The 24,265-nt window shown below is 65.5% G+C and carries 21 protein-coding genes and 1 pseudogene; 12 read left to right on the forward strand and 10 right to left on the reverse strand.

From position 1 onward, the window contains the following. Positions 1-91: 91 nt before the first annotated feature. Positions 92-712, reverse strand: coding sequence for a pyridoxamine 5'-phosphate oxidase family protein (locus ACQR1Y_RS28650; protein ID WP_434878956.1), 621 nt, complete (start codon positions 710-712; stop codon positions 92-94). A 120-nt stretch (positions 713-832) separates the two neighbouring features. Here ACQR1Y_RS28650 and ACQR1Y_RS28655 point away from each other — a divergent pair, with 120 nt between their 5' ends. Then, a complete protein-coding gene (locus ACQR1Y_RS28655; RefSeq protein WP_434878955.1) occupies positions 833-1,717 on the forward strand; it encodes a LysR family transcriptional regulator in 885 nt (294 codons plus the stop codon). Between the two features lie 199 nt (positions 1,718-1,916). Here ACQR1Y_RS28655 and ACQR1Y_RS28660 read toward each other — a convergent pair whose 3' ends face one another. Then, entirely contained in the window at positions 1,917-2,330 is a 414-nt protein-coding gene (locus ACQR1Y_RS28660; RefSeq protein WP_434859659.1) for a PaaI family thioesterase, read from the reverse strand. Between the two features lie 406 nt (positions 2,331-2,736). Between ACQR1Y_RS28660 and ACQR1Y_RS28665 the strand changes: the two genes are divergently transcribed. The 4 genes and pseudogenes from ACQR1Y_RS28665 to ACQR1Y_RS28680 all read left to right on the forward strand — a co-directional run bounded on the left by ACQR1Y_RS28665 (position 2,737) and on the right by ACQR1Y_RS28680 (position 6,318). Continuing rightward, on the forward strand, positions 2,737-3,756 hold the full coding sequence (locus ACQR1Y_RS28665) for a TRAP transporter substrate-binding protein (RefSeq protein ID WP_434878954.1): 1,020 nt from the start codon (positions 2,737-2,739) through the stop codon (positions 3,754-3,756). Between the two features lie 251 nt (positions 3,757-4,007). After that, complete coding sequence (locus ACQR1Y_RS28670) at positions 4,008-4,517, forward strand: TRAP transporter small permease (protein WP_006611344.1); 510 nt, start codon at positions 4,008-4,010, stop codon at positions 4,515-4,517. Positions 4,518-4,604: 87 nt separating this feature from the next. Continuing rightward, positions 4,605-5,842, forward strand: a pseudogene (locus tag ACQR1Y_RS28675) (TRAP transporter large permease). Next, complete coding sequence (locus ACQR1Y_RS28680; protein ID WP_434878953.1) at positions 5,839-6,318, forward strand: DUF3237 domain-containing protein; 480 nt, start codon at positions 5,839-5,841, stop codon at positions 6,316-6,318. Before ACQR1Y_RS28675 ends, ACQR1Y_RS28680 begins: the two are co-directional and overlap by 4 nt. A 163-nt stretch (positions 6,319-6,481) precedes the next feature. On the opposite strand, the gene ACQR1Y_RS28685 is transcribed toward ACQR1Y_RS28680, so the two are convergent. Next, the gene (locus ACQR1Y_RS28685) at positions 6,482-6,814 is read right to left on the reverse strand and encodes a hypothetical protein (protein ID WP_434878952.1); all 333 of its coding nucleotides are present in this window, start codon (positions 6,812-6,814) and stop codon (positions 6,482-6,484) included. A 1,015-nt stretch (positions 6,815-7,829) separates the two neighbouring features. Here ACQR1Y_RS28685 and ACQR1Y_RS28690 point away from each other — a divergent pair. The 6 genes from ACQR1Y_RS28690 to ACQR1Y_RS28715 all read left to right on the forward strand — a co-directional run bounded on the left by ACQR1Y_RS28690 (position 7,830) and on the right by ACQR1Y_RS28715 (position 14,421). Continuing rightward, complete coding sequence (locus ACQR1Y_RS28690) at positions 7,830-8,630, forward strand: crotonase/enoyl-CoA hydratase family protein (protein ID WP_434878951.1); 801 nt, start codon at positions 7,830-7,832, stop codon at positions 8,628-8,630. Position 8,631: 1 nt separating this feature from the next. Next, entirely contained in the window at positions 8,632-10,533 is a 1,902-nt protein-coding gene (locus tag ACQR1Y_RS28695) for a feruloyl-CoA synthase (protein ID WP_434878950.1), read from the forward strand. Between the two features lie 24 nt (positions 10,534-10,557). After that, the gene (locus ACQR1Y_RS28700; protein WP_434878949.1) at positions 10,558-11,322 is read left to right on the forward strand and encodes an SDR family NAD(P)-dependent oxidoreductase; all 765 of its coding nucleotides are present in this window, start codon (positions 10,558-10,560) and stop codon (positions 11,320-11,322) included. A 413-nt stretch (positions 11,323-11,735) separates the two neighbouring features. Continuing rightward, positions 11,736-12,155 carry an acyl-CoA thioesterase gene (locus tag ACQR1Y_RS28705; protein ID WP_011924132.1) on the forward strand — a complete coding sequence of 140 codons (420 nt, stop codon included), beginning with the start codon at positions 11,736-11,738 and terminating at the stop codon, positions 12,153-12,155. Between the two features lie 214 nt (positions 12,156-12,369). Beyond that, positions 12,370-13,515, forward strand: a complete 1,146-nt coding sequence (locus ACQR1Y_RS28710; RefSeq protein ID WP_434878948.1) for an ABC transporter substrate-binding protein — start codon at positions 12,370-12,372, stop codon at positions 13,513-13,515. A gap of 99 nt (positions 13,516-13,614) precedes the next feature. Beyond that, entirely contained in the window at positions 13,615-14,421 is an 807-nt protein-coding gene (locus ACQR1Y_RS28715; RefSeq protein WP_434878947.1) for a shikimate dehydrogenase family protein, read from the forward strand. 29 nt (positions 14,422-14,450) lie between these two features. Here ACQR1Y_RS28715 and ACQR1Y_RS28720 read toward each other — a convergent pair whose 3' ends face one another. Genes ACQR1Y_RS28720 through ACQR1Y_RS28730 form a run of 3 tightly spaced genes read right to left on the reverse strand, consistent with a single transcriptional unit; the run spans position 14,451 to position 17,986 of the window. After that, positions 14,451-15,176, reverse strand: a complete 726-nt coding sequence (locus tag ACQR1Y_RS28720) for an ABC transporter ATP-binding protein (RefSeq protein WP_434878946.1) — start codon at positions 15,174-15,176, stop codon at positions 14,451-14,453. Continuing rightward, complete coding sequence (locus ACQR1Y_RS28725; protein WP_434859670.1) at positions 15,173-16,942, reverse strand: branched-chain amino acid ABC transporter ATP-binding protein/permease; 1,770 nt, start codon at positions 16,940-16,942, stop codon at positions 15,173-15,175. Before ACQR1Y_RS28725 ends, ACQR1Y_RS28720 begins: the two co-directional genes overlap by 4 nt. 3 nt (positions 16,943-16,945) lie before the next feature. Further along, positions 16,946-17,986 carry a branched-chain amino acid ABC transporter permease gene (locus tag ACQR1Y_RS28730; RefSeq protein ID WP_434878945.1) on the reverse strand — a complete coding sequence of 347 codons (1,041 nt, stop codon included), beginning with the start codon at positions 17,984-17,986 and terminating at the stop codon, positions 16,946-16,948. A 192-nt stretch (positions 17,987-18,178) separates the two neighbouring features. Between ACQR1Y_RS28730 and ACQR1Y_RS28735 the strand changes: the two genes are divergently transcribed. Continuing rightward, entirely contained in the window at positions 18,179-18,685 is a 507-nt protein-coding gene (locus ACQR1Y_RS28735) for a MarR family winged helix-turn-helix transcriptional regulator (protein ID WP_434878944.1), read from the forward strand. Positions 18,686-18,697: 12 nt separating this feature from the next. Here ACQR1Y_RS28735 and ACQR1Y_RS28740 read toward each other — a convergent pair whose 3' ends face one another. The 4 genes from ACQR1Y_RS28740 to ACQR1Y_RS28755 all read right to left on the reverse strand — a co-directional run bounded on the left by ACQR1Y_RS28740 (position 18,698) and on the right by ACQR1Y_RS28755 (position 24,261). After that, the gene (locus ACQR1Y_RS28740) at positions 18,698-19,978 is read right to left on the reverse strand and encodes a glycerate kinase type-2 family protein (RefSeq protein ID WP_434878943.1); all 1,281 of its coding nucleotides are present in this window, start codon (positions 19,976-19,978) and stop codon (positions 18,698-18,700) included. A gap of 28 nt (positions 19,979-20,006) precedes the next feature. Next, positions 20,007-21,230 carry an ABC transporter substrate-binding protein gene (locus tag ACQR1Y_RS28745; protein ID WP_434859674.1) on the reverse strand — a complete coding sequence of 408 codons (1,224 nt, stop codon included), beginning with the start codon at positions 21,228-21,230 and terminating at the stop codon, positions 20,007-20,009. A gap of 243 nt (positions 21,231-21,473) precedes the next feature. Beyond that, on the reverse strand, positions 21,474-22,697 hold the full coding sequence (locus tag ACQR1Y_RS28750; RefSeq protein WP_434859675.1) for an ABC transporter substrate-binding protein: 1,224 nt from the start codon (positions 22,695-22,697) through the stop codon (positions 21,474-21,476). Positions 22,698-23,037: 340 nt separating this feature from the next. Further along, complete coding sequence (locus tag ACQR1Y_RS28755; RefSeq protein ID WP_434878942.1) at positions 23,038-24,261, reverse strand: ABC transporter substrate-binding protein; 1,224 nt, start codon at positions 24,259-24,261, stop codon at positions 23,038-23,040. Positions 24,262-24,265: the final 4 nt, after the last annotated feature.

The following is a 24,265-nucleotide window of genomic DNA, read 5'->3' on the forward strand; positions in this document are numbered from 1 at the left end:
CAACCACGGGATTCCGGGTTCGATCGCCAGCGCGCGCTGCGCGCTGACGAGCGCCTCGGAATGGCGGCCAAGACGCTAAACCCGACGGGTGCTAGCCCTCGCCCTTCAACCGCGCCACCTCGGCCTCCAACTCCGCGATCCTCGCATCGCGCACCGCCAGCGCGTCCGCGACGTCGGCCGCGTCGAACTTCTGCGGGATGTGCTGCGGGCAGTTGGTGTCCCAGGCCTCGATCGTGAACAGGATCACCTGTTCCGGCCGCGCCTTGTAGCCCCTCGGCATCAGCGACGCCGTCAGCGCGGCATCATCCTCGACCACCCGCGCCGTGCCCCAGATCTTCACCCGGCGCCGATGCGCGTAGTCCATCACGAAGATATAGGCGCGCGGGTTCTCCGACAGGTTGCCCTGGGTGATGTACTGCTTATTGCCGCTGAAGTCGGCGAATGCCAGCGTCCGGCTGTCGAGCACCTTGAGGAAGCCCTTCGGCCCTCCGCGATGCTGGATGTAGGGCTGGCCATCGGCCGAGGCGGTGGCGAGATAGAAGCTCGTCGCCTCCGCGAGACGGCCGGCGAGGTCGGCGTCGACCTCGTGGCGAAAGCCGCGGGTCGCTTCGACATGGGCATAGCTGTCGCGCGAACCCTTGCGCGCCTGGATCGCCTTGGCCGCCGGGGAGAACATGACGTCGCCGGGCGGGCGGAGAGTTGTCTGGGTCATCGTGATGACTCCTTGTCGTTGCGGCAGTGCCTGCCGCCATGCCGACAATATGCTCCCGATCCCCTCCGGAAATAATCGGGCGCCTTGACACTGGATCATTGCAGATGCTGCAATGATGCCATGGACCGCATCGACGCCATGCAGGCCTTCGTGACGGTGGCCGATCTGAACGGCTTTGCGCTGGCGGCGCGGCGCATGAAGCTGTCACCGTCGGCGGTGACACGCCTGATCGCCGCGCTCGAAGAGCATCTCGGGGTGCGGCTGCTGCAGCGCACGACCCGCTCGGTGACACTGACCGACGCCGGTCGGCGCTATCTCGAACGGACCAGGCGCATCCTGGCCGATCTCGAGGAGGCGGAGCTTGCCGCGGAGAGCGAGCGCCTGCAGCCGGTGGGGCGGCTCATCGTGTCCGCCCCGGTGGGGTTTGGCCGCCTGCATGTCGGGCCTGTCGTCTCGGCCTATCTCAGCCGCTATCCCGACGTATCGGCCGAGCTGCGCCTGGAGGATCGGCAGGTCAATCTGGTCGAGGACGGCATCGATTGCGCCGTGCGCATCGGTCATCTCGGCGATTCCTCGCTGGTCGCCCGCCAGGTCGGCAGCATGCGGCGGATCGTCGTCGGCGCGCCCGGCTATTTCAAAGCCCACGGCGAGCCGCGCGCGCCGGATGCGCTCGTCAAGCACCAGGCCATCCAGTTCGGCCATGCCGGCGATTGGCGGTTCGTGAGGGATGGCGAGGAGCTGCGCATCACGCTCAGCCCGCGGCTGATCACCAACAATGCCGACGCCGCCATCCAATATGCCGAGGCTGGTGGCGGCGTGACGCGCGTGCTGGCCTATCAGGCCGCCGAGGGGCTGCGCACCGGCCGTCTCAAGCGGGTGCTGGCAAAATACGAGCCGCCGCCGCTGCCGATCCACATCGTGTTTCCGAGCTCCCGGTTGCTCTCGGCCAAGGTCCGCGCGTTCATCGATTTGGTGACGGAGACCTGCAACTGGCGCTTCGGCTGATGCTTACGACGCCGCCACACCCCGTCATTCCGGGGCAAGGCCGAAGGCCTTGAACCCGGAATCTCGAGCTTGTCTTGCGCCGCTGTTCATCATCTCGAGATTCCGGGTTCAATCGACAACGCGCTGATGCGCGTTGTCGATTGCCCCGGAATGACGGGGGAGGCGACCGGACCGACGGGGCACAGCCGGTCTAGCCCGGTCACTCCTTCTTCGGCACCACCCGAAACGTCGCGTTCGCCCGCGCGATGACGGCGTCGTCGGCGAGAACCAGGCTCTGCACGAAGCACAGCGTCCGGCCACTCTTGATGACCTCGCTCTCGACGCTCAGCCACTGCCCGATCCCGGCGCTGCCGATATAGTCGACCGACAGGTTGATCGTGACCAGCGACAGCTCCCAGCCCAGCGCCTGGGCGCAGCTGTAGCCCATCGCATTGTCGGCGAGCGAGGCGATCAGCCCGCCATGGATCAGCCCGCGCGAATTGGTGTGCGGCGTGGCGAGCCGCAGGCCGAGGATGACGGCCTTGTCGGTTTTCTTCGCGTACAGCGGCTCCCAGGGATCGGTGAACGGGCTCTTGCGGAAATGCGGCTCGAAGCCGGCGGGGATGCTGCTCATGCGCGTCTCCATCGTTGCGGGCGATGTTCGCAGTCAACGACGTCCGCCCGGATTTTGCACCGCCTACAAAGTTTCAAACGGTTTTTGCGTGGACGTTTGAAACGGTCCGCGCGGATGCCGGGAGGGATGGTGCACGATGTCGCAGGGGGCGCTTCAGGCTCGCGGCAATTTCGCGGTGTGCCGATGCCGCCGTGCAATTTCGGGTGCATTGGAGATGCTTAACGTGTTAATGAATCGGCCACACGCCTGCAACTTTCGTCCGTCAGACTTGCGCTGGCTGGCGCGATAGGGTCCGCTCCGTGCGTGCAGCGGCGGCGGATCGCCGTCACGCTTGCAATGATGGTTATATGCTATAACAATGAAGCAAAGGGCCCTCGAAGGCCCATCGATGGAGGAGAACATCCCGATGAGGAAGACGCTTCTGGCGTTGGCGCTGGCTGCCGGTGTGACCACCCCCGCGCTCGCGCAGGACAAGACGTTCGATCTGAAGATTTCGCACTGGGTCCCGGCGAGCCATCCGCTGCAGAAGGCGCTGGAGGATTGGGCCGCGTCGGTCGAGAAGGCCTCCGGCGGCACCATCAAGGGCAAGGTGTTCCCGGCGCAGCAGCTCGGCAAGGCGTTCGACCATTACGACATGGCGCGCGACGGCATCGCCGACGTCACCTACGTCAATCCCGGCTATCAGCCCGGCCGTTTCCCGATCATCGGCGCCGGCGAGCTGCCGTTCCTGGTCTCCGACGCCAAGGGTGGCTCGGAAGGTCTCGACGCGTGGTATCGCAAATATGCCGAGAAGGAGATGAAGGACGTCAAGTACTGCCTTGCCTTCGTCCATACGCCCTCGGCCTTCCACACCCGCACCAAGAAGGTCGTCGTGCCCGAGGACGTCAAGGGCATGAAGATCCGTCCGGCGGATGCGACCATCGCGAATTTCGTGACCCTGCTTGGCGGCACCAATGTGCAGTCGTCGGCGCCTGAAGTGCGCGACATCATCGAGCGCGGCGTTGCCGACGGCGTCACCTTCCCGGCCGGATCGCTGGTGCTGTTCGGCGTCGACAAGGTCACCAAGTATCACATGGACGCGCCGTTCTACGTGACGACCTTCGTGTTCGTCATGAACAAGGACAAGTACAACCAGATGTCGGCGGCGCAGAAGAAGGCGATCGACGACAACTGCAACACCGAGACCGCCGGCAAGGTCGGCGAGCCCTGGGGCAAGTTCGAGGACGCCGGCGTCGACAAGATCAAGGCGCAGGCCGATCAGGAGGTCTACAAGCTGACCCCGGAGCAGACCGCCGCCTGGAAGAAGGCGTCCGAGCCGCTCTTCAAGACCTGGGCCGACGGCGTCAAGAAGACCGGCGTCGACGCCGACGCCGCCATGACCGAGCTGAAGGCCTCGCTCGCCAAGTACAACGCCCTGGCGCAGTAGCGTCTTCTGAGACCAGAGCTATCGCCGCAGCGACAGTGCGCTCCCTCTCCCCGTTCTTCACGGGGAGAGGGCTGGGGTGAGGGGCAGCCACACGCACCGACCGTGCGGAGAGCCCCCTCACCCCAACCCTCTCCCCGCCTTAGCGAAGCTTTGCTTCGCCCTGGCGGGGCGAGGGAGCGCACCACCTGCTGCGCACGAGCTCGCTTCAAGCTCTTCGCGACTCAAGCCAACATTTGTGACACGGACACGCCATGCAGCGCGCCTTCATGGATCGGATCATCGACGGGATCGAGTGGATCGCCGCGTTCTTCGTCGGCATCGTCGCGCTCGACATCTTCCTGTCGGTGCTGTTGCGCAACACGCTGAACTACGCGATCCCGGATTCGTTCGACATCGGCCGCATGCTGCTCGGCATCCTGATCTTCTGGGGCATCGCTGCGACATCGTATCGCGGCACCCACATCACGGTCGATCTGATCTGGGGCAATGTCGGCCCGCGCTACCAGCGCTGGATCGACATCTTCGCGACCCTCGTCCTGCTGTTCGTCGTCACGGTGCAGACCTGGACCCTGTTCGACAAGGTGCGCGGCACCTATGAGGACAACGTCCTCACCTTCGACCTGCACATGCCGACCTGGCCGTTCTTCGCCATCGCCTGGATCGGCGACGTCTCGGCGGTGCTGCTGATCGCCATCCGGACCTATCGCCTGATCTTCCATCCCGAGGAGATTCATGACCCTCACGTCAAGCCCACGGAGTAGTGCCGCATGAGCACGGATGCGGTCGCCGTCATCGGCTTCGTTGCCCTGTTCGCCCTGATGCTCCTGCGCGTGCCCGTCGGCATGGCGATGGGCCTCGTCGGCGTCTCCGGCTTCGCTTATCTCGTCAACGGCACGGCGGCGCTGAAGCTGGTCGGCCAGACCTCGATGCGCACGGTCACGGACTACACGTTCGGCGTGATTCCGATGTTCCTCTTGATGGGAACGTTCGTCTCCAACTCCGGCATGAGCAAGGAGTTGTTCCGCGCCGCCAACGGCTTCGTCGGCCATCTGCGCGGCGGCCTGGGCATCGCCACGGTCGCCGCCTGCGGCGGCTTCGCCGCGATCTGCGGCTCCTCGGTCGCGACCGCCGCGACCTTCTCGGCCGTGGCCTATCCCGAAATGCGCCGCTTCGGCTACCCGCAGTCCTTTGCCACCGGCGTCATCGCCGCCGGCGGCACCTTGGGCGCGATGCTGCCGCCGTCGACCGTGCTCGCGGTCTACGGCATCATCACCGAGCAGGACATCGGCAAGCTGTTCATCGCCGGCATCATCCCGGGCCTGCTGGCCATGACCATGTACATGATCACTATCACGGTGATCGGAAAGGTCAGGCCGGACTTCCTGCCCAAGGGCGAGGCGCCGCCTGGCGCGAGCGCATCGCCGGGCTGAAGGGCATCTGGGCGCCGGTGCTGCTGTTCCTGTTCGTGATCGGCGGCCTCTACGGCCTGCCGTTTCTGCCGCGTTTCACGCCGACGGAAGCCGGCGGCGTCGGCGCCACCGGCGCGTTCCTGATCGGCGTGTTCACCGGCCGGCTCGACAAGGAGAAGATCCTGGCCTCGCTGCTGCAGGCGACGCGCACCGCAGCCGCCGTGTTCACCGTGCTGATCGGCGCGCTGATCTTCGGCTACTTCCTCACGGTGACGCAGACGCCGCAGAAGGTGACGGAATTCCTCACCGGCCTCGGCCTCGGCCCGTACGGCGTGCTGGCGCTGATCATGGTGATGTATCTCGTGCTCGGCTGCCTGATGGACGCCATGGCGATGATCATCCTGACAGTGCCGATCATCTTCCCGGTGATCTCGCATCTCGGCTTCGATCCGATCTGGTTCGGCGTCATCATCGTGATGACCGTCGAGCTCGGCCTGATCCATCCGCCGGTCGGCATGAACGTCTTCGTGATCAAATCGGTGGTGAAGGACGTGTCATTCTCGACGATCTTCAAGGGCGTGCTGCCCTTCGTCGCCACCGATCTGATCCGCCTGGTGATCCTGATCGCCTTCCCGCTGCTCGCCACCTGGCTGCCGCAACAGATGATGAACCGATGACCACGCCCGTTCTCGACACCCGCTACGTCTTCACCCTCACGGTCATGATCGGCGCCGTCACGTCAGCCGGCGAGACCGGCATCGGCGTGCGCCGGATCATCCCGATCCATGGCGGCGAGGTGAAGGGGCCGGGCCTCAACGGCGAGGGCGTCAGCGGCAGGATCTGCAATTTCGGCGCCGACTTCCAGGTCATCCGTCCGAACGAGCTGATCGACCTCGAAGCCAAATACGGCTTCGAGACCGACGACGGTGCCACCATCTATGTCGAGAACCGCGGCATCCGCTTCGGGCCGGTCGACCTCTTGCAGAAGCTCAAGCGCGGCGAGCCTGTCGACCCCAAGCTGATCTACTTCCGCACCCACCCGCGCTTCGAGACCGGCCACGAGAAATATCGCTGGCTGATGGAGCACGTCTTCGTCGGCTCCGCGGCGAGGCATGCGGATCGCGTGATCATCGACGTGCACGTGGTGCTGTAGGCCGCGCGGCCTACCGCGCACTCCGTCATTGCGAGCGGAGCGAAGCAATCCAGGGCGTCGTATGCGGCCCCGGATTGCTTCGTCGCTGCGCTCCTCGCAATGACGCTGAGGCGCGAACTGTCGCTCCAGCCGCCGCTCTAGTCTGGGCAAGAGAGACCTGCGACTAATCCTCGTCGTCCCAGCCCACCGTCCGGCCATAGCCGCCGTGGTCGCAGGGGCGGTAGCGGTGGGCTGGCACGTAGCTGTAACGCTCGTAACCATAGCCGTCATAGGCCGCGTCGCGGTAGTGGGAGCGGTAGACCGGCGCATGCTCATACGCCTGCGCTTCCGACGCCGCCGCCAGCGCGCCGCCGATGAGAGCGCCGGCCACCAGGCCGCCGAACAGCGCCGCGTTGCGGCCGTCATGCGCCTGGGCCGGTGCGGCGCCGGCGAGCAAAGTGGCGGTCACGGCGAGCGCGGCGACGCCGCCAGCGAGAGATGTCTTCAGCGAAACCATGGTCCCCTCCATTGGGAAGTGTGGTGACGATGGCGTTTCTACAGCGCGCGCTTTGAAGCCACCCTGAATGCGACGTTGTCGGCCGTTCAGTTTCGGAGCCAGCCGCAGAGCACTGGCATGGAGCCGGCACATCGCCTCGACGGTGCATCGGATCATTCGACGCTCCGGCTGGGCGCGAGTAACCTGTTAGACGAGCCAGATCGTCGACCCATCCCACGGGTCATTCCGGGGCGGGCCGCGAAGCGGCACGAGCCCGGAATCCATACTCCCGATGGTGGTTATGGATTCCGGGCTCGCCCTGCGGGCGCCCCGGAATGTCGAGAGGAGATATCTCGCGACTGTCCAATCCGACCGATGGCTTTGCTCTTATTCTGTAACATAAAAGTATCTTGCGGTTTATCGGAAACCATGCTTATCTCCCCTCATCCCGTCCCAAGCCGAGGGGCGTTGCGCGCGATCGTCACGACACGCGGGGCGGGGAGCGGTGGCCGCGATCGTGCCGCAGCGTGGGCGAATGCCCGCGCGGACGAACGGCGTGACGCGGGCGTGAAGTCGCAGCGTGCTGGCACCCCGATGCTGGTGTCCCGCGCAATGCGTAAGCATTGTCGCGAATGGTGGCCAACAAGCCCGGCGCACCAAGCAGACTGCGTATAAGCGCGAAAACCATCGCGCAGGGAAGGCCGGGCGTTCTCCGGCTGCACCTGTGGTACCTGCCGCCTGCATTTTTTCAGCAGGCGGGCCGCAGGCGTCAGTCGGCGCCTGGCCTTCCCTGCGCCCTCTGCACCAGAGGGTGAACGAGATCAGCAAACCCCGGGCGCGAATTCGCCGCGGGAATGCCGCATCATGTCATTTGCCTTTGCGCTGATGCGTCTTACGATGCCGCCCGCAAGCCTCATGTAGTTCATGCGAGGCACCGTCCATTTTGCATTGCACAACACGATCCCGGCGACCGCTTATTGACTCCTGCCGAGATCGTTATAAAACATAACTATTCTGAACAGGACACAATCAAGCGATGGGAAACGCCGACACGACGCCGACAGGCGATCCGTCTCTGCTGCAGATCGAACAGCAGGGCGCCGTCCTGACGATCGGGCTCAACCGTCCGGCCAAGCGCAATGCGCTCAATGACGGCATCATCCTCGCGATCGGCGAGTGCTTCGCCAGCCTGCCCGACGACATCCGCTGCGTCGTGATCCACGGCCTCGGCGACAATTTCTCCTCCGGCCTCGATCTCTCCGAGCTGCGCGAGCGCGACGCCACCGAAGGCCTGGTGCATTCGCAGATGTGGCACCGCGTATTCGACCGCATCCAATATTGCCGCGTGCCGGTCATCGCCGCGCTGAAGGGCGCGGTGATCGGCGGCGGCCTCGAGCTCGCCTGCGCCGCGCATATCCGCGTCGCCGAACCCTCGGCCTATTTCGCGCTGCCCGAGGGCCAGCGCGGCATCTTCGTCGGCGGTGGCGGCTCGGTGCGGCTGCCGCGCCTGATCGGCGTTGCCCGCATGATGGACATGATGCTGACCGGCCGCGTCTATTCGGCGACCGAAGGCTCGTCCTACGGCTTCGCGCAATATCTGGTCGAGGCCGGAGCCGCCATGACCAAGGCGCTGGAGCTCGCCGCGAAGATCGCCAACAACGCGCCGCTGACCAATTTCGCCGTGCTGCAGGCGCTGCCGATGATCGCGGAAGCCAATCCGCAGACCGGCCTGCTGATGGAATCGCTGATGGCCACCGTCGCGCAGAGCGACAAGGAGGCCAAGGGCCGCATCCGCGCCTTCCTCGATCACAAGACAGCCAAAGTGAAGCCGACGTGACATGACCGCGCAAACAACAAAAATCACACAGGGAGGAACGGACAACACGGCGCGGAGCGCCAGTGTTCATCCGTTGCGCGCCATCTCGTTCAATGATCCCGTCGTCGACGTCGAGCGCCGCGACGACGGCACCATCTACCTCCGGCCGACCCAGCCGCTGGGCGATTTCCCGCAGCGGATCACCGACCGACTGCATCATTTCGCCAAGACGACGCCCGAGCGCGTGTTCATGGCCGAGCGCGTCGGCCCCGAGGGTTGGCGCGAGCTGAGCTACGGCACCTTGTTGGCCGCGAGCCGGCACATCGCTTCCGGCCTGCTGGCCCGCGGCCTGTCGCCCGACCGTCCGGTGATGATCCTCTCCGGCAATTCGATCGACCATGCGCTCATCGCGTTCGGCTCGCTCTATTCAGGTGTGCCGTTCTGCCCGGTCTCCCCGGCCTATTCGCTGGTGTCGCGCGACTACGGCAAGCTCGCCTACCTGATGAAGCTGCTGACGCCCGGCCTCGTGTTCGTCGACGACGCCGATAAGTTCGCCGATGCGCTGATCGCCAACGTGCCCGAGGGCACCGAGATCGTAGCGTCGTTCGGCTCGGTGCCAGGCCGCAAGATCACGATGCTGTCCGAACTGATCGCCTCGCCGCTGTTTGCCGGCCTCGATGCCATCCATGACAAGATCGGCCCGGACACGATCGCGAAATTCCTGCTGACCTCGGGCTCGACCGGCAATCCCAAGGCCGTCATCAACACCCAGCGCATGATCTGCGCCAACCAGGTGATGATCCGCGAGACGCTCGCCTTCCTGAAGGACGAGCCGCCTGTGATCGTCGACTGGCTGCCGTGGAATCACACGTTTGGCGGCAATCACAATATCGGGCTCACGCTGTTCAACGGCGGCTCGATGTATCTCGACCAGGGCAAGCCGGTGCCCGGCGGCATCGAGGAGACCGTGCGGAACCTGCGCGAGATCTCGCCGACGGTGTATTTCAACGTCCCCAAGGGCTACGAGTCGCTGCTGCCGTATTTCCGCGAGGACCCCGGTCTGCGGAAGACGTTCTTCCGCCGCCTGCATGCGATGTTCTTCTCCGGCGCCGCGCTGGCGCCGCATGTCTGGAACGAGCTCGACGAGCTCTCGGTGTCGGAGACGGGATATCGTGTGCCGATGCTCACCGGCCTCGGCTCGACCGAGACCGCGCCGTTCTTCATGTCGGTCAATCCGCGCACCAGCCGCTCCGGCCACGTGGGTCTGCCGGTGCCGGGCAACGAGGCCAAGCTCGTGCCGAACAACGGCAAGATGGAAGTGCGCGCCAAGGGCCCGAACGTCACGCCGGGCTACTGGCGCCTGCCTGAAGTCTCGGCCGCGGCCTTCGACTCCGAAGGCTACTACCAGATGGGCGACGCGCTGAAGCCCGCCGATCCCAACGACTTCAACGCCGGCTTCGATTTCGATGGCCGCGTCGCCGAGGACTTCAAGCTCGCCTCGGGCACGTGGGTCTCGGTCGGGCCCCTGCGGGCGCGCTTTGTGGCTGCCTGCGCACCGCTGGCGCGTGACGTCATCATCGCCGGCATCAACCGCGACGAGATCGCGGCCATCGTCGTGCTCGACCTCGACGGTTGCCGCCTGATCAACGCGACCCTGCCGTTCGACGATCTCGCCGAAACCGCGTCGGATCCGCTGATCGTCGCCGCCTTCCGCGAGCGCTTTGCCAAGTTTCTGAAGACGGCGACCGGCTCCTCGACGCGGATCACGCGCGCGGTGCTGCTTGGCGTGCCCTTGTCGATCGACAAGGGCGAGGTCACCGACAAGGGCTCGATCAATCAGCGCGCCGTGCTGGAGAACCGCAAGGACCTGATCGAACGCATCTACGCGTCGACACCGGACGACGACATCATCGTCGCCGGCTGATCAACGAAATAAGGGAGAGACGACATGTTGTTGAAGGATCAGGCCGCCATCGTCACCGGCGGCGCCTCGGGCCTCGGCGCCGCCACCGCCCGCAAGCTCGCCTCGCAGGGCGCCAAGGTCGCCGTGTTCGATCTCAACGCCAAGCTGGCGGAAGAGGTCGCCGCCGAGATCAAGGGCGTGCCGGTGATCTGCGACGTCTCCGACGCCGCCGGCGCGGAAGCCGCCGTGGCCAAGGCGGTCGAGGCGCTCGGCCAGCAGCCGCGCGTGCTGGTGAACTGCGCCGGCATCGGCGTCGCCAAGCGCGTCGTCGGCCGCGACGGCCCGATGGCGCTGTCGGATTTCGAGAAGGTCATCAAGGTCAACCTGATCGGCTCGTTCAACATGCTCCGCCTCGTCACCAACGGCATGACCAAGCTGGAGCCGCAGGCGACCGGCGAGCGCGGCGTCGTCATCAACACGGCGTCGGTCGCGGCCTATGACGGCCAGATCGGCCAATCGGCCTATTCAGCGTCGAAGGGCGGCATCGTCGGCATGACCCTGCCGATCGCGCGCGAGCTAGCGCAGTTCGGCATCCGCGTGCTGACCATCGCGCCGGGCCTGTTCCTGACTCCGTTGCTGGCCAACCTGCCGCAGGAAGCCCAGGACTCGCTCGCCGCCGCGATTCCGTTCCCGCGCCGCCTCGGCGCCGCGGACGAGTTCGCCGCGCTGGCGCTGCACATGGTCGAGAACGCCTACCTCAACGGCGAAGTCGTCCGCCTCGACGGCTCGCTGCGCATGGCGCCGAAGTAGGTGCCGCGAGCGGGCGTTCATTTGGTTGTCATTCCGGGACGACGCGCCAGCGTCGGGCCCGGAATCCATTTGGCGTCTGGCGCAGCCGAGACATGGATTCCGGGCTCGCGCTTCGCGCGCCCCGGAATGACAACGGAGAGATCCGTAGGGTGGGCAAAGCGAAGCCTGCCCACCGCTCAGGAAAACGGTGAAGCGTAGTTGGATTGATGGACACCACTGTTTGCCACGAGCTCGCTCTCAACCTCTCCCCGCGCGCGGGGAGAGGTCGGATTGCATCGCCAGATGCAATCCGGGTGAGGGGGGCTTTCCGCGAGGTCGGTGCGCGCGGCTGCCCCTCACCCCGACCCTCTCCCCGTGAAGGACGGGGAGAGGGAGCGCACCGGCTTCGTGGCTGATAGCGAGGTTACCAATAAATGTTCGTCAACCGCCGCGACGTGCAGATCCAGTGGGGCGACTGCGATCCCGCCAATATCGTCTACTATCCGCGCTACTTCGCGATGTTCGACGATGCCACCTCGGTGATGTTCGAGGCGGCCGGGTTCTCCAAGCAGGACATCGTCCGCCGCTACGGCCTGGTCGGCATTCCCATGGTCGACACCCGCGCGAAATTCTACATCCCCTCGACCTATGGCGACTGGATCACGATCGAGAGCCGGGTCGAGAGCATCAAGCGCTCGTCCTTCGACGTCACCCACAAGGTGTTCAAGGGCGAGGCGCTGGCGATCGAGGGATTCGAGACGCGGGTGCTGGTCGGGCGCGATCCGGCGGACCCGGATAAGTTGAAATCGGCGCCGTTCCCGGAAGAGATGCGAGCCAAATTCCTCGGCGAATGAGCTGCGGCAATGGGTGCGACATGCGGCCGTCTTAAGGATGTTCAGCTGTCGTGCTTTGGTCGGATGGTGAGAAGTGATCTTCTCGTGTTCAATGCTATGATCACGTTTGGACACCTATCGGCCGGCCAACTGGAAGACGTCCCGGAACAGGGGCGGGACTGCAAACAGGATCGGCGGATCACGAGCTGAACCGAAAAGATTGAGGGAGGAATTGATGAGGAAGGCCTATCTGGCGGCGGCTGGCGTCATTGCGATGCTGGTGTCGGCTCCGGCGCTGGCGCAGACCAGCGAGATCACCATCGGCATCACCACGACCACGACGGGCCCGGGCGCAGCGCTCGGCATTCCCGAGCGCAATGCGCTGGAATTCGTGCCGAAGGAGATCGGCGGCGTGCCGCTGAAGGTGATCGTGCTCGATGACGGCGGCGATCCGACCACGGCGACCACCAATGCTCGCCGCTTCGTGACCGAATCCAAGGCCGACATCATCATGGGCTCGGCGCTGACGCCGCCGACCATCGCGGTGTCCAACGTCGCCAACGAGGCCGGCATCCCGCATTTCGGCCTGGCGCCGTTCCCGGTCACGCCGGAGCGTACCAAATGGTCGGTGGTGATGCCGCAGCCGGTGCCGATCATGGGCAAGGTGCTCTACGAGCACATGAAGGCTCATAACGTGAAGACCGTCGGCTATATCGGCTATTCCGACTCCTACGGCGATCTCTGGTTCAACGATCTGAAGAACCAGGGCGTGCCGATGGGCGTCACCATCGTCGACGAGGAGCGCTTCGCGCGTCCCGACACGTCGGTGACGGGCCAGGTGCTGAAGCTGGTTGCCGCCAACCCGGACGCGATCCTGGTCGGTGCCTCCGGCACCGCGGCGGCGCTGCCGCAGACCGAGCTGCGTGAGCGCGGCTACACCGGCCTGATCTACCAGACCCACGGCGCGGCGAGCATGGACTTCATCCGCATCGCCGGCAAGGCGGCGGAAGGCGTGATCATGGCCTCGGGCCCGGTGATGTCACCGGAGACGCAGGACGACAGCGCGCTGACCAAGAAGCCCGGCCTCGAACTGAACAAGGCCTATGAGGCCAAGTACGGCCCGAACAGCCGCAGCCAGTTCGCCGGCCACTCCTTCGACGCGTTCGAGATCCTCAAGCGCGTCATCCCGGTGGCGCTGAAAACCGCCAAGCCCGGCACGCCGGAGTTCCGCGAGGCGATCCGCCAGGCGCTGCTCAGCGAGAAGGATCTCGCCGCCTCGCAGGGCGTCTACAACTTCACCGAAAAGGACCGCTCGGGCCTCGACGACCGCGCCCGCATCATCCTGACCGTGAAGGACGGCAAATACGTCCCGGCGAAGTGAGCTGTACGGACCATCGCTTCAATCAGGAAAGGCCGGCTCGTTGAGCCGGCCTTTCGGCTATTTGCACGGCAATCTTTGTCGTTTTCCGAGAGGCCCGCAATGATCTTCGCCCCCACCGGCGCCACCAGGCTCCACATCATCATCGGCGATCCCATCGCGCAGGTGCGCGCGCCCGCGGGGGTCAGCGAAGCCTTCGCGGATCGCGAGAGTGACGCGATCCTGGTGGCGGTCCAGGTCGCGCCAGCCGATCTCGCGGATTTCCTGGCGACGATGACGCGGGTGAAAAATCTCGACGGCATCGTCGCCACCATCCCGCACAAATTCGCCTGCTATCGCGCCTGTGCCACGGCCACCGAACGCGCGCATTTCATCGGCGCCGTGAACCTGATGCGGCGTGGTCCTGGCGGCCGTTGGCACGGCGACATGGTCGACGGTCTCGGCTTCGTCGGCGCGGCGAAGGCGGCAGGCTTCGATCCCGCCGGCGTTCGCGCCTTGCAGGTCGGGGCAGGCGGCGCCGGCTCGGCGATTGCACTGGCCCTGATCGATGCCGGCGTGCGCGAACTCGCCATTCACGACAGCGATGCAGGCCGCCGCGACGCGCTGATCGCCCGTCTTAATGAACGCGGCAAAGGCCGCGCGATCGTCGGCAGCACCGACGCCAGCGGGTTCGACATGGTCGTGAACGCGACGCCGGCGGGCATGCAGCCCGACGATCCCCTGCCGGTCGACATGGCGACCGTCAGTCCTTCAGCCTATTGCGGCTGTGTCATCACCAAGCCCGAGGTATCGCCCTTCATCGCCGCCGCCCGCGCGCGGGGTTGCCTGACGGCGACCGGCACCGACATGTACCGGGCGCTGGAGCATGTGATGGTCGACTTCCTCCTGTCGAAGGAGGCGCCATCCTGAGACAGCGCCATCCCATTTTCAGGTTCGGCTCAGCGCGCGGCGGTCTCGGCAAAGCCGAGATAGCTCGCCGCGACGCGCTGATCGGTCGCGATGTCGCTCGCCTTGCCGTTGAGCACGAACTCGCCGAGCTCCATGACATAGGCCCGGTCGGCGACCTTGAGCGCAGCCTTGGCGTTCTGCTCGACCAGCAGCACCGAAACGCCTTCCTCGCGCAGCTTGGCGACAATCTCGAAGATGCCGGCGACGATGATCGGCGCCAGCCCGAGGCTCGGCTCGTCCAGCATCAGCATCTTCGGCGAGCCCATCAGCGCGCGGCCCATCGCCAGCATCTGCTGCTCGCCGCCCGAGAGCGTGCCGGCGAGCTGCTTGCGCCGCTCCTTCAGCTTCGGGAACAGCGTGTAGACGTGCTCGAAGCCGCGCGCCGCGTGCGCCTTCGACATTCTGAAGGCGCCGAGCTGCAGATTGTCCTCGACATTCATGGTCGCAAACAGCTCGCGATGCTCCGGCACCAAACAGAGGCCGCGGGCGACGCGGTCCTCGATCTCGTAGCGCGCCAGGTCCTCGCCCAGGAAGGAGACGCGGCCCTTGAGCGGAAACACGCCCATGATGGCGCTGAGCAAGGTGGTCTTGCCGGCGCCGTTGGCGCCGATGATGGTGACGATCTCGTTCTCGGCCACGGTGAGCGAGACGGAGCGGACCGCTTCGACCTTGCCGTAGGAGACGTGGGCGTCGGTGACTTCCAGCAGGGTGCTCATGCGGCGGCTCCGAGATACGCCTTGATCACCTCGGGATTGGTCTTGATCGCGGCTGGTGTGCCCTCGGCGATCTTGGTGCCGAAATCGAGCACCACGATGCGGTCGGCGAGATCCATGACGAAGCCCATGTCGTGCTCGACCAGCAGCACCGACATGCCGCCGGCCCTGAGTTCGCGCAGCAGCGCGCCGAGGCGCTGCTTCTCCATGTGGCGCAGGCCGGCCGCGGGCTCGTCGAGCAGCAGCAGCATCGGATCGACGCACAGCGCGCGGGCGATCTCGACGATGCGCTGCTGGCCCAGGGACAGAGAGCCGGCGAGCTGGTGCATCTGGTCGCCGAGCCCGACGCGCTCGATCTGGCGCGCGGCTTCCGCCAGCAGCTTGGCCTCGTCGGCGCGGTCGAGCCGGAACATGCTGGACAGCGCGCCGGAATGGCCGCGCAGATGCGCGCCGATCGCGACGTTCTCCAGCACGGTCATGTCGGGCACCAGCTTGACGTGCTGGAAGGTGCGGGAAATGCCGAGCTTGACCACGTCCTGCGGCGGCGCGTTGCCGACGGCCTTGCCAAGCACCGAGATGTTGCCGGAGGTCGGCGGCAGCACGCCGGTGATCAGGTTGAAGGTCGTGCTCTTGCCGGCGCCGTTGGGACCGATCAGCGCGACGATCTCGCGGGCCTGGACGTCGAACGAGACGTTGTTGACCGCGACCACGCCGCCGAACTGCTTGCGCGCATTGTCGACCTGCAGCAGCACGTTCGGCGCCGAGGAGGAGCGCACGCGCGCGGGCAGCTCAATCGAGGTGTCCGGCTTCTTCGCGACGGGCTTGAACGGCAGCCGCGCGGTCAGCCACGGCCACAATCCGGTCGGCGCGAGCTGGAGGAGGGTGACGAGGAGGATGCCGAACACGATGGTCTCGAGCTGGCCCTCACCATGCAGCAGCAGCGGGAGATAGCTTTGCAGCACTTCCTTCAGCACCACGACGATCGCAGCACCGAGCACGCCGCCCCAGACGTAGCCGGCGCCGCCGACGACCGCGACGAACAGATATTCGATGCCGGCCTGGGCCCCGAACGGCGTCGGGTTCACCGCGCGGGTGAAGTGCGCGTAGAGCCAGCCGGACAGGCCGGCGAGCACGGCCGCGTAGATGAACACCAGCAGCTTGGCGCGCGGCGAATACACGCCGAACGCTTCGGCCGCGATGTGGCCGCGGCGCAGCGCGCGAATGGCGCGGCCGGTGCGGGAGTCCAGCAGGTTCATCGTCAGCAGCGCGGAGATCAGCACAGCGGCCCAGATCGCGTAGTAGATCGTGCCGGGATCGAGCATCCTGAGGCTGCCGATCGACAGCGGCGGGATGCCGGAGATGCCGTCGTTGCGGCCGAGGAACGCCAGCTTGCTGAAGAGATAGTAAAGGCCGAGGCCCCAGGCCAGCGTGCCGAGCGGCAGGTAGTGTCCGGACAGCCTGACGGTGACGAGGCCGAGCAGCACGGCGGCGAGGCCGGAGACCAGCAGCGACAGCGGCAGGGTCAGCCAGGGCGAGACGCCATATTGCGCCGACAGCACCGCCGTGGTGTAGGCGCCGAAGCCGACGAAGGCGGCCTGGCCGAACGAGGTGAGGCCGCCGACGCCAGTCAAAAGCACCAGGCCCATCGCGACCAGCGCGGACAGGCCGATATTGTCGAGCAGCACGATCCAGAATGGCGGCACGCCCGGAATGAACGGGATCGCCGCGACGAGGACGGCAAAGACGATGAGAGGCCAACGCTCGCGCACGGCTCAATCCTTCTCTTCTTCGACCGCGGGCGCGGCGAGCGAACGCAGCAGCAGGACCGGGATCAGCAGCGTGAAGACGATCACTTCCTTGAAGTTCGAGGCGTAGAACGAGGAGAACGCCTCGACGATGCCGACGACGAGGGCAGCAACGGCGGTCAGCGGATAGCTGATCAGGCCGCCGATGATCGCGGCGATGAAGCCCTTCAGGCCGATCAGGAAGCCGGTGTCGTAATAGAGCGTGGTGATCGGCACGATCAGGATGCCGGAGAGCGCGCCGATGGTGGACGCCAGCAGGAAGGCGATCTGGCCGGACAGCGTCGTGCGGATGCCGACCAGGCGGGCGCCCAGACGGTTGACGGCGGTGGCGCGCAGCGCCTTGCCGTACAAGGTCAGGCCGAAGAACAGCCAGAGCCCGATGATGAAAGCGATGGTGATGCCGTAGACTGCCATGCCCTGGCCGGTGAAGCGCAGCGAGCCGAGCGTTGCGGTGGCGTTGAGCAGTGTCGGGCCGCGCTGGCCCTCGGCGCCGAAGAACAGCAGGCCGAGGCCTTGCAGCGCAAGATGCACGCCGACGGAGGCGATCAGCAGCACCAGCACCGAGGTGTGAGCCAGCGGCTGGAACACGATGCGATACAGCGACAGGCCGATGCTGGCGACGATCAGCAGCGACAGCACCAGGCTGACGCCGGCCGGCATGCGCTGGTCCGCGGCCCACATGCTGGCGAGCAGCACGACGACGGGGAACGCAACGTGAAGGGCAGCGGCGCGCGCGATCTTCGGCAGATGCAGCGTCTTGCGCATCGCATAGAGGTCGAAGGCAAAGGCAACGAGGCCGATCACCACTGCGAGCTTCGCTGTACCCGGCATGCGGCCGGCGGCGAGCGAGGCGTAGGTGAGCGCGCCGTAAGTGACGAATTCGCCCTGGGGGATGAGGATGACGCGCGTGACGGCGAATACCAGCACCAGCGCCAGCCCAAGCAGGGCGTAGATCGCGCCGTTGGTAATGCCGTCCTGCAACAGGAACAGCAAGATCGTTGTGTTCAAGACAGGACGCTCCCCCTCTGTGGTGACCGCACGCCGTGGGGTGCCTTGCGCCCGCGGCTGGTCGGAGCAGTTGAATGGCTGCCCGTGTTTGATATAGTGGATAACAATTATCGATTATAATCTCAAGGCCGCTGTTCCGGCTGCGGCATTCGAGACCAGGGATGGAAGCGAAGATGAATTTGGCGGATCGCCATGTCCGATAGCGCCAGGCCCGTCAGCAAGCGGGACAGCCGCAAGGAAGCTGCCGTAGCCGTCGAGGAGACGCAAGCGGTCCAGCTCGGCGAGCTCTCCGATCTGCTCGGCTATGTGCTGAAACGGGCGCAGTTGAAGGTGTTCGAGGACTTCCTTCGCTGCGTTGCACCCTTGCAGCTGACGCCGGCGCAGTTCTCGGTACTGCTGCTGCTCGACGCCAATCCCGGCCGCAACCAGACCGAGATCGCCAATACGCTGGGCATCCTCCGGCCCAATTTCGTGTCCCTGCTGGACAGCCTGGAAAGCCGCGAGCTCTGTACCCGCGTCCGCTCGGCCAATGACCGGCGTTCGCATATCCTGCTGCTGACAGAGAAGGGCAAGGGCGTGCTCGCCCGCGCCAAGAAGCTGGTGGTCTCGAAGCACGAGGCGCGGCTCAACGAGCTGCTCGGCCCCCATGGGCGCGAGACGCTGCTGGCGATGCTGACCAAGATCGCGGAGGAGTTCTGAGGCGCCGTGCGCTCAGTCGACCAGGATCACTCTGACGTCGTTGACATTGGTCAGCGTCGGCCCGGTCTGCAGCAGCCCGCCGGTCGCGGCGAAGAACGCGGTGGCGTCGTTGTTGGCGAGATAGGCCTGAGGATCGAGATTTTGGCTTCGCATGGCCGCGATCACCTCGGCATCGACCAGCGCGCCCGCCGGATCGGATGCGCTGCCGCCGCCGCCATCGGCGCCATCGGTGTCGCCGGCCAGCGCCGCGACGCCGTCCATGTTCTGCAGCAGGTCGGCGAGCGCGAGCGCATATTCCTGGTTCGGACCGCCGCGGCCCTGGCCGCGCACGGTCACCGTGAGCTCGCCGCCGGAGATGATCGCCATGCGGCGGCCGAGTGCGCGGGCCTCGCGCGCCAGCTTGGCGTGATCGGCGGCCACCTCGCGGGCCTCGCCCTCGAGATCGGCGCCGAGGTCGAGCACGTCGTAGCCGGCTGCCTTGACGGCCGCGACGGCAGCCTCGAGCGAGCTCGCGGGCCGGGCGATCAGCTCGAACGAGGCGCGGGCGAAGGCGGGATCACCGGGCTTGCAGCTCTCATTGGCGGCATCCTCGAGCGCCCGGGCAATCGCCGGGTCGACCTCGAGCTTGTATTTCGCGACGATCGCGCGGGCGTCCGCCAGCGTGGTCGGATCCGGCACGGTCGGGCCGGAGGCAATGGCCGAGGGATCGTCATGCGGCACGTCGGAGATCGCGAGCGTCACGATCTCGGCCTTCTGCCCGGCGCGGGCCAGCCGTCCGCCCTTGATGCGCGACAGATGCTTGCGGACGATGTTCATCTCGCCGATCGGCGCGCCCGAGCGCAGCAGCGCCCGGGTCAGCTGCTGCTTCTGCGCGAAGCTGACGCCGTGGACAGGGGCGACCCAGTTGGCGGAGCCGCCGCCGGAGATCAGCACCAGCATCAGGTCGTCGGCTTCGGCCGTCGCGGCCAGCTGCAGCGTGTCATCCGCGGCCTTCAGCCCGGCCTCGTCCGGCATCGGGTGGCCGGCTTCGATCACCTTGATCCGGCGCGTCGGCACGCCGTGGCCATGGCGGGTGGTTGCAATGCCCACGAGCTTCACGGGATCGAATCCGAGCGTGTCGAGATAGTGCCGCTCGGCGGCGACAGCCATGGCCGCTGCGCCCTTGCCGGCGGCGAGGCAGATGATGCGACCCTTGGGCGCCGCCGGGAGGAAGCCCGGCAGCACGACGTCGGGATGCGCCGCGGCGACCGCGGCGTCGAAGATCGCGCGCAACAGCGGACGGCGGCTGGTCATGCGGTGCCGCCCGCGGATGCGCGATCGCCTACTTCAGCTCGCCGCTCATGACCTCGCCGAACAGCTGCCAGCGCTCGCCCTTGAACTGCATCAGCTGCAGCTGCTCGATCGGCTGGAAATCGTCGGGGCCGGTGGTCAGCGTGACGCCGGGCAGCAGCCCGCCTTGCGCAAACTGCTTCAGGCTTGCCGCCTGCTTCATGACATTCGCGCGAGTCAGTTCGTCGCCGCATCGCTTCAGCACCTCGACCATCGTGGTGGCGATGTTGTAGCCGGTCAGCGCCGACGAATCCACGGGGTTGATTTCCGGCAGATATTTGGCGAGCAGCTCGCGGAACGCGCCGAGGCCGGGGTCATTGGCCCACTGCGGATCGGAGGCATCCTTGGCGTAGGCGGCCGAGATCACGCCCTGCGAGTTCTCGACGCCGGCCGGCCGCATCACGGCGGCGGTCGAGGCACTGACGTTCGAGATGATGGTGACCGGCTTCCAGCTCATCTCGCCGAGCTTCTTGATCGCCTGAGCGCCCGACTTCGGCGTGGTGAACAGCACGACGACGTCCGGATTGGCCGACTTCATCTTGACGATGTGGGACTCCACCGTCGGCTCGGCGATTTCGTAGCTCTCCTCCAGCACCACGCGTGAGGCATCGCCGAGGCCGTCCTTGAGGCCCTTCAGATAGTCCTTGCCCATGTCGTCGTTCTGGTAGAGCACGGCGATCTTGCCGGTCGGCTGTTGCGCGTTGAGATACTTGCCGTAGATCCGCGCTTCCGACTGGTAGCTTGGCAGCCAGCCCATCGTCCACGGATTGGTCTTGGGCTCGTTCCACTTGGTCGCGCCGGTGGCCACGAACAGCTGCGGCACCTTCTTGGCATTCATGTATTTCTGGATCGCGGTGTTGGGCGCGGTGCCGAGCACGCCGAACAGGAACAGCACCTCGTCGCTCTCGATCAGCTTGCGCGCCTGCTCCACCGTCTTGGGCGGCGAATAGGCGTCGTCATACGAGATGAAGTTGATCTTGCGGCCGTTGATGCCGCCCTCGTCATTGACCTTCTTGAACACCGCCGACATCGCCTTGCCGACCGAGCCGTAGGCCGAGGCGGGACCACTATAGGGAACGATGTTGCCGATCTTGATCTCGGTGTCGCTGGCGCCGGTGTCGTATTTCTTGTCGGCGTAAGCGCTGCCGGCGGCGGCGCCGACGAGGGCGAGGCCGAGCAGGCCTGAGACGGTACGGCGGGTGAGGGCAGTGGTCACGTGGGGACTCCTTCGCGGCCTTGGAGCTTGGCCTTGTTGTTGGATCCGCCCGCAGCGCGGGCGACTCGTTTCACTCCGAAGCCGTCCCCATAGCCCAGCCGCGCGCGCGGCGTAACCGCTGCCGACGCATGACCGCCGCTCGTCCAACTCCTAGCTTAAGAAAGGCTTGGCAAAGATTGTTCAGATGAAGAAATGCCTCCTGCGGCGCGACGCCGCAGAAGGCATCATCGTTGCCGCCAGCGATCAGCCGCCGACGTCGGCCGAGATCACGTCGCCGAACAGCTCCCACTTCTCGCCCTTGAAGCGCATGAGCTGCAGCTGGCTCACCGGCGCGAAGTCCGTCGCCGACGTGTTGATCGAAATGCCCGGCAACAGCATCTCGCTCCGGAAGTTGCGCAGGGAGGCCGCCTGCTTCATCACGTTGGCGCGGGTCAGATCGTCACCGCACTGCTTCAGCACCTGCACCAGCGTCTGCGCCACGGCGTAGCCGACGACGGTGCCGCCGTCGAGCTTGTCGCCTTCCGGGAACTCCTTGGCCATGAAGTCGAGGAACTGCTTCATGCCGGCGTCGTCCTTCCATTGCGGATCGGAAACGTCCTTCAGGTAGGCGGCCGAGATGATGTCCTGCGAATTCTCGAAGCCCGCGGGCTTCAGCACGCTGCCGACCGAAGCCGACACGTTGTTGAGGAGATGCAGCGTCTTCCAATCGATTTCCTTGATCTTCTTGATCGCCTGCGCCGCGAATTTGGGCGTGGTGATGTTCATGAAGACGTCGGCGCCGGTGGTCTTGAGCTTCACGATGTGGCTGTCGATCGAGGGCTCGGCCGTTTCGTAGCTCTCCTCCATCACGATCATCGAGGCGGCCTTGGCGCCCAGCCCGTCCTTCAGCCCCTTCAGGTAGTCCTTGCCATAATCGTCATTCTGATACAGCACCGCGATCTTGGCGTCCGGCTTTTCCTTCAGCAGGTATTTGGCGTAGATGCGTGACTCGCTTTGGTAGTTCGGCTGCCAGCCCATGGTCCACGGGAAGTTGGACGGATCGTTCCACTTGGTGGCGCCGGTCGCGACGAACAGCTGCGGGACCTTCTTCGAGTTCATGTATTTCTGAATGGCGGTGTTCGGCGGCGTGCCCAGCGAATTGAAGATGAACAGCACCTCGTCGCTCTCGACCAGCTTGCGGGCCTGCTCCACGGTCTTCGGCGGCGAATAGGCGTCGTCATAGGAGATGAAGTTGATCTTGCGGCCATTGATGCCGCCCTCGGCGTTGATCTTCTTGAAGTAGGCCGCTTCCGTCTTGCCGATGATGCCGTAGGCCGAGGCCGGCCCGCTATAGGGCATGATGTTGCCGATCTTGATCTCGGTGTCCGAAGCGCCGGTGTCGTATTTCTTATCGGCGGCGGATGCGGTGGTGGAGGCGAAGGCGATGGCGGCGACTGAGGCGAGGGCTGCTCTGCGCGTGATCATCATTGTGCGTATCTCCCGTGTTGGTTCTCGATGACGTGTCGCGGCTTCCTTGCTGGAAGCTCTTGTTGACACGGGAACTATAGCAGAGCTGATGCGGCCACGCTGCGACATCACGGCACGGGCCGTGTTTTCGCGGCCGTTTTGGATGTGCAGTTGCGAGAGAGCGCAATCTCGGCGGGTGAGTGCTTTGCGAGAACAGCCTGAGATCAGTCGGGCGGTGTCGCTTCACCGCCGGTCGAACGGACGCTTCGGGCATGAAAAAGCCCTCCGTGCAGTGAGCACGGAGGGCCAGTGGAGATCGGCACCGCTCGTTGGCGGCGATGCGCGATGACTCGACTTTTAGCTACTCGACGGCGCCGCTGATAGCCTCGCCGAACAGCTCCCACTTCTCGCCCTTGAACCGCATCATCTGCAGTTGCTCGATCGGGGCGAAGTCGGTGGCCGAGGTGTTGATCTTGACGCCCGGAAGCAGCGTGTCCGGTGCAAAATCCTTCAGGCTCGCGGCCTGCTTCATCACGTTGGCGCGGGTGAGGTCGTCGCCGCACATCTGCAGCACCTTCACCAGCGTCTGCGCGGCGCCGTAGCCGTACACGGTCGAGCTGTCGAGCTTGTTGGCGTCGGGCGCGTACTGCGCGAGGAAGTCGAAGAACTTCTTCATGCCGGGATCATTGTCCCACTGCGCGTCAGCTGCATCCTTGGCGTAGGCGGCGGAGAGAATCCCTTGCGAGTTCTCGAAGCCGGCCGGCTTGATGACGCTGCCGACGGAGGCCGAGACGTTGACGACCAGATGCGTCGGATGCCAGTCGATCTCGGCGAGCTTCTTGATCGCCTGCGCCGCGAATTTCGGCGTGGTGACGCTGAAGAAGGTGTCGGCGCCGGAGGCCTTCAGCTTGACGATATGTCCGTCGATCGATGGCTCGGAAGTCTCGTAGCTCTCCTCCATCACGACCATCGAGGCGGCCTTGTCGCCGAGGCCGTCCTTGAGGCCTTTCAGGTAGTCCTTGCCGAAATCATCGTTCTGGAACAGCACGCCGATCTTGGCGCCCGGCTTCTCCTTCAGCAGGTACTTCGCATAGATGCGGCCCTCGCTCTGGTAGCTCGGCTGCCAGCCCATGGTCCACGGAAAGTTCTTCGGGTCGTTCCACTTGGTGGCGCCGGTGGCGATGAACAGCTGCGGAATCTTCTTGCCGTTGAGATATTTCTGGATCGCCGAGTTCGACGGCGTGCCGAGCGGATTGAAGACGAACAGCACCTCGTCGCTCTCGACCAGCTTGCGCACCTGCTCGACGGCTTTCGGCGGCGAGTAGGCGTCGTCATAGGTGACGAAGTTGATCTTGCGGCCGTTGATGCCGCCCTCGGCGTTGATCTTCTTGAAATACGCCTCCTCGGTCTTGCCGATCACGCCGTAGGCGGACGCGGGACCGCTATAGGGCATGATGTTGCCGATCTTGATCTCGGTGTCGGACGCGCCAGTGTCGTATTTCTTCTGGGCGAAGGCTGCGCTCGAGGTGAGGGCGACGACCGCCGTCGCGAGGGCGGCTAGCCGGAGTTGTTGAGCGACCTGCAAGAAT

The organism is Bradyrhizobium sp. HKCCYLRH3099, from assembly GCF_051167855.1.
Classification (GTDB): Bacteria; Pseudomonadota; Alphaproteobacteria; order Rhizobiales; family Xanthobacteraceae; genus Bradyrhizobium.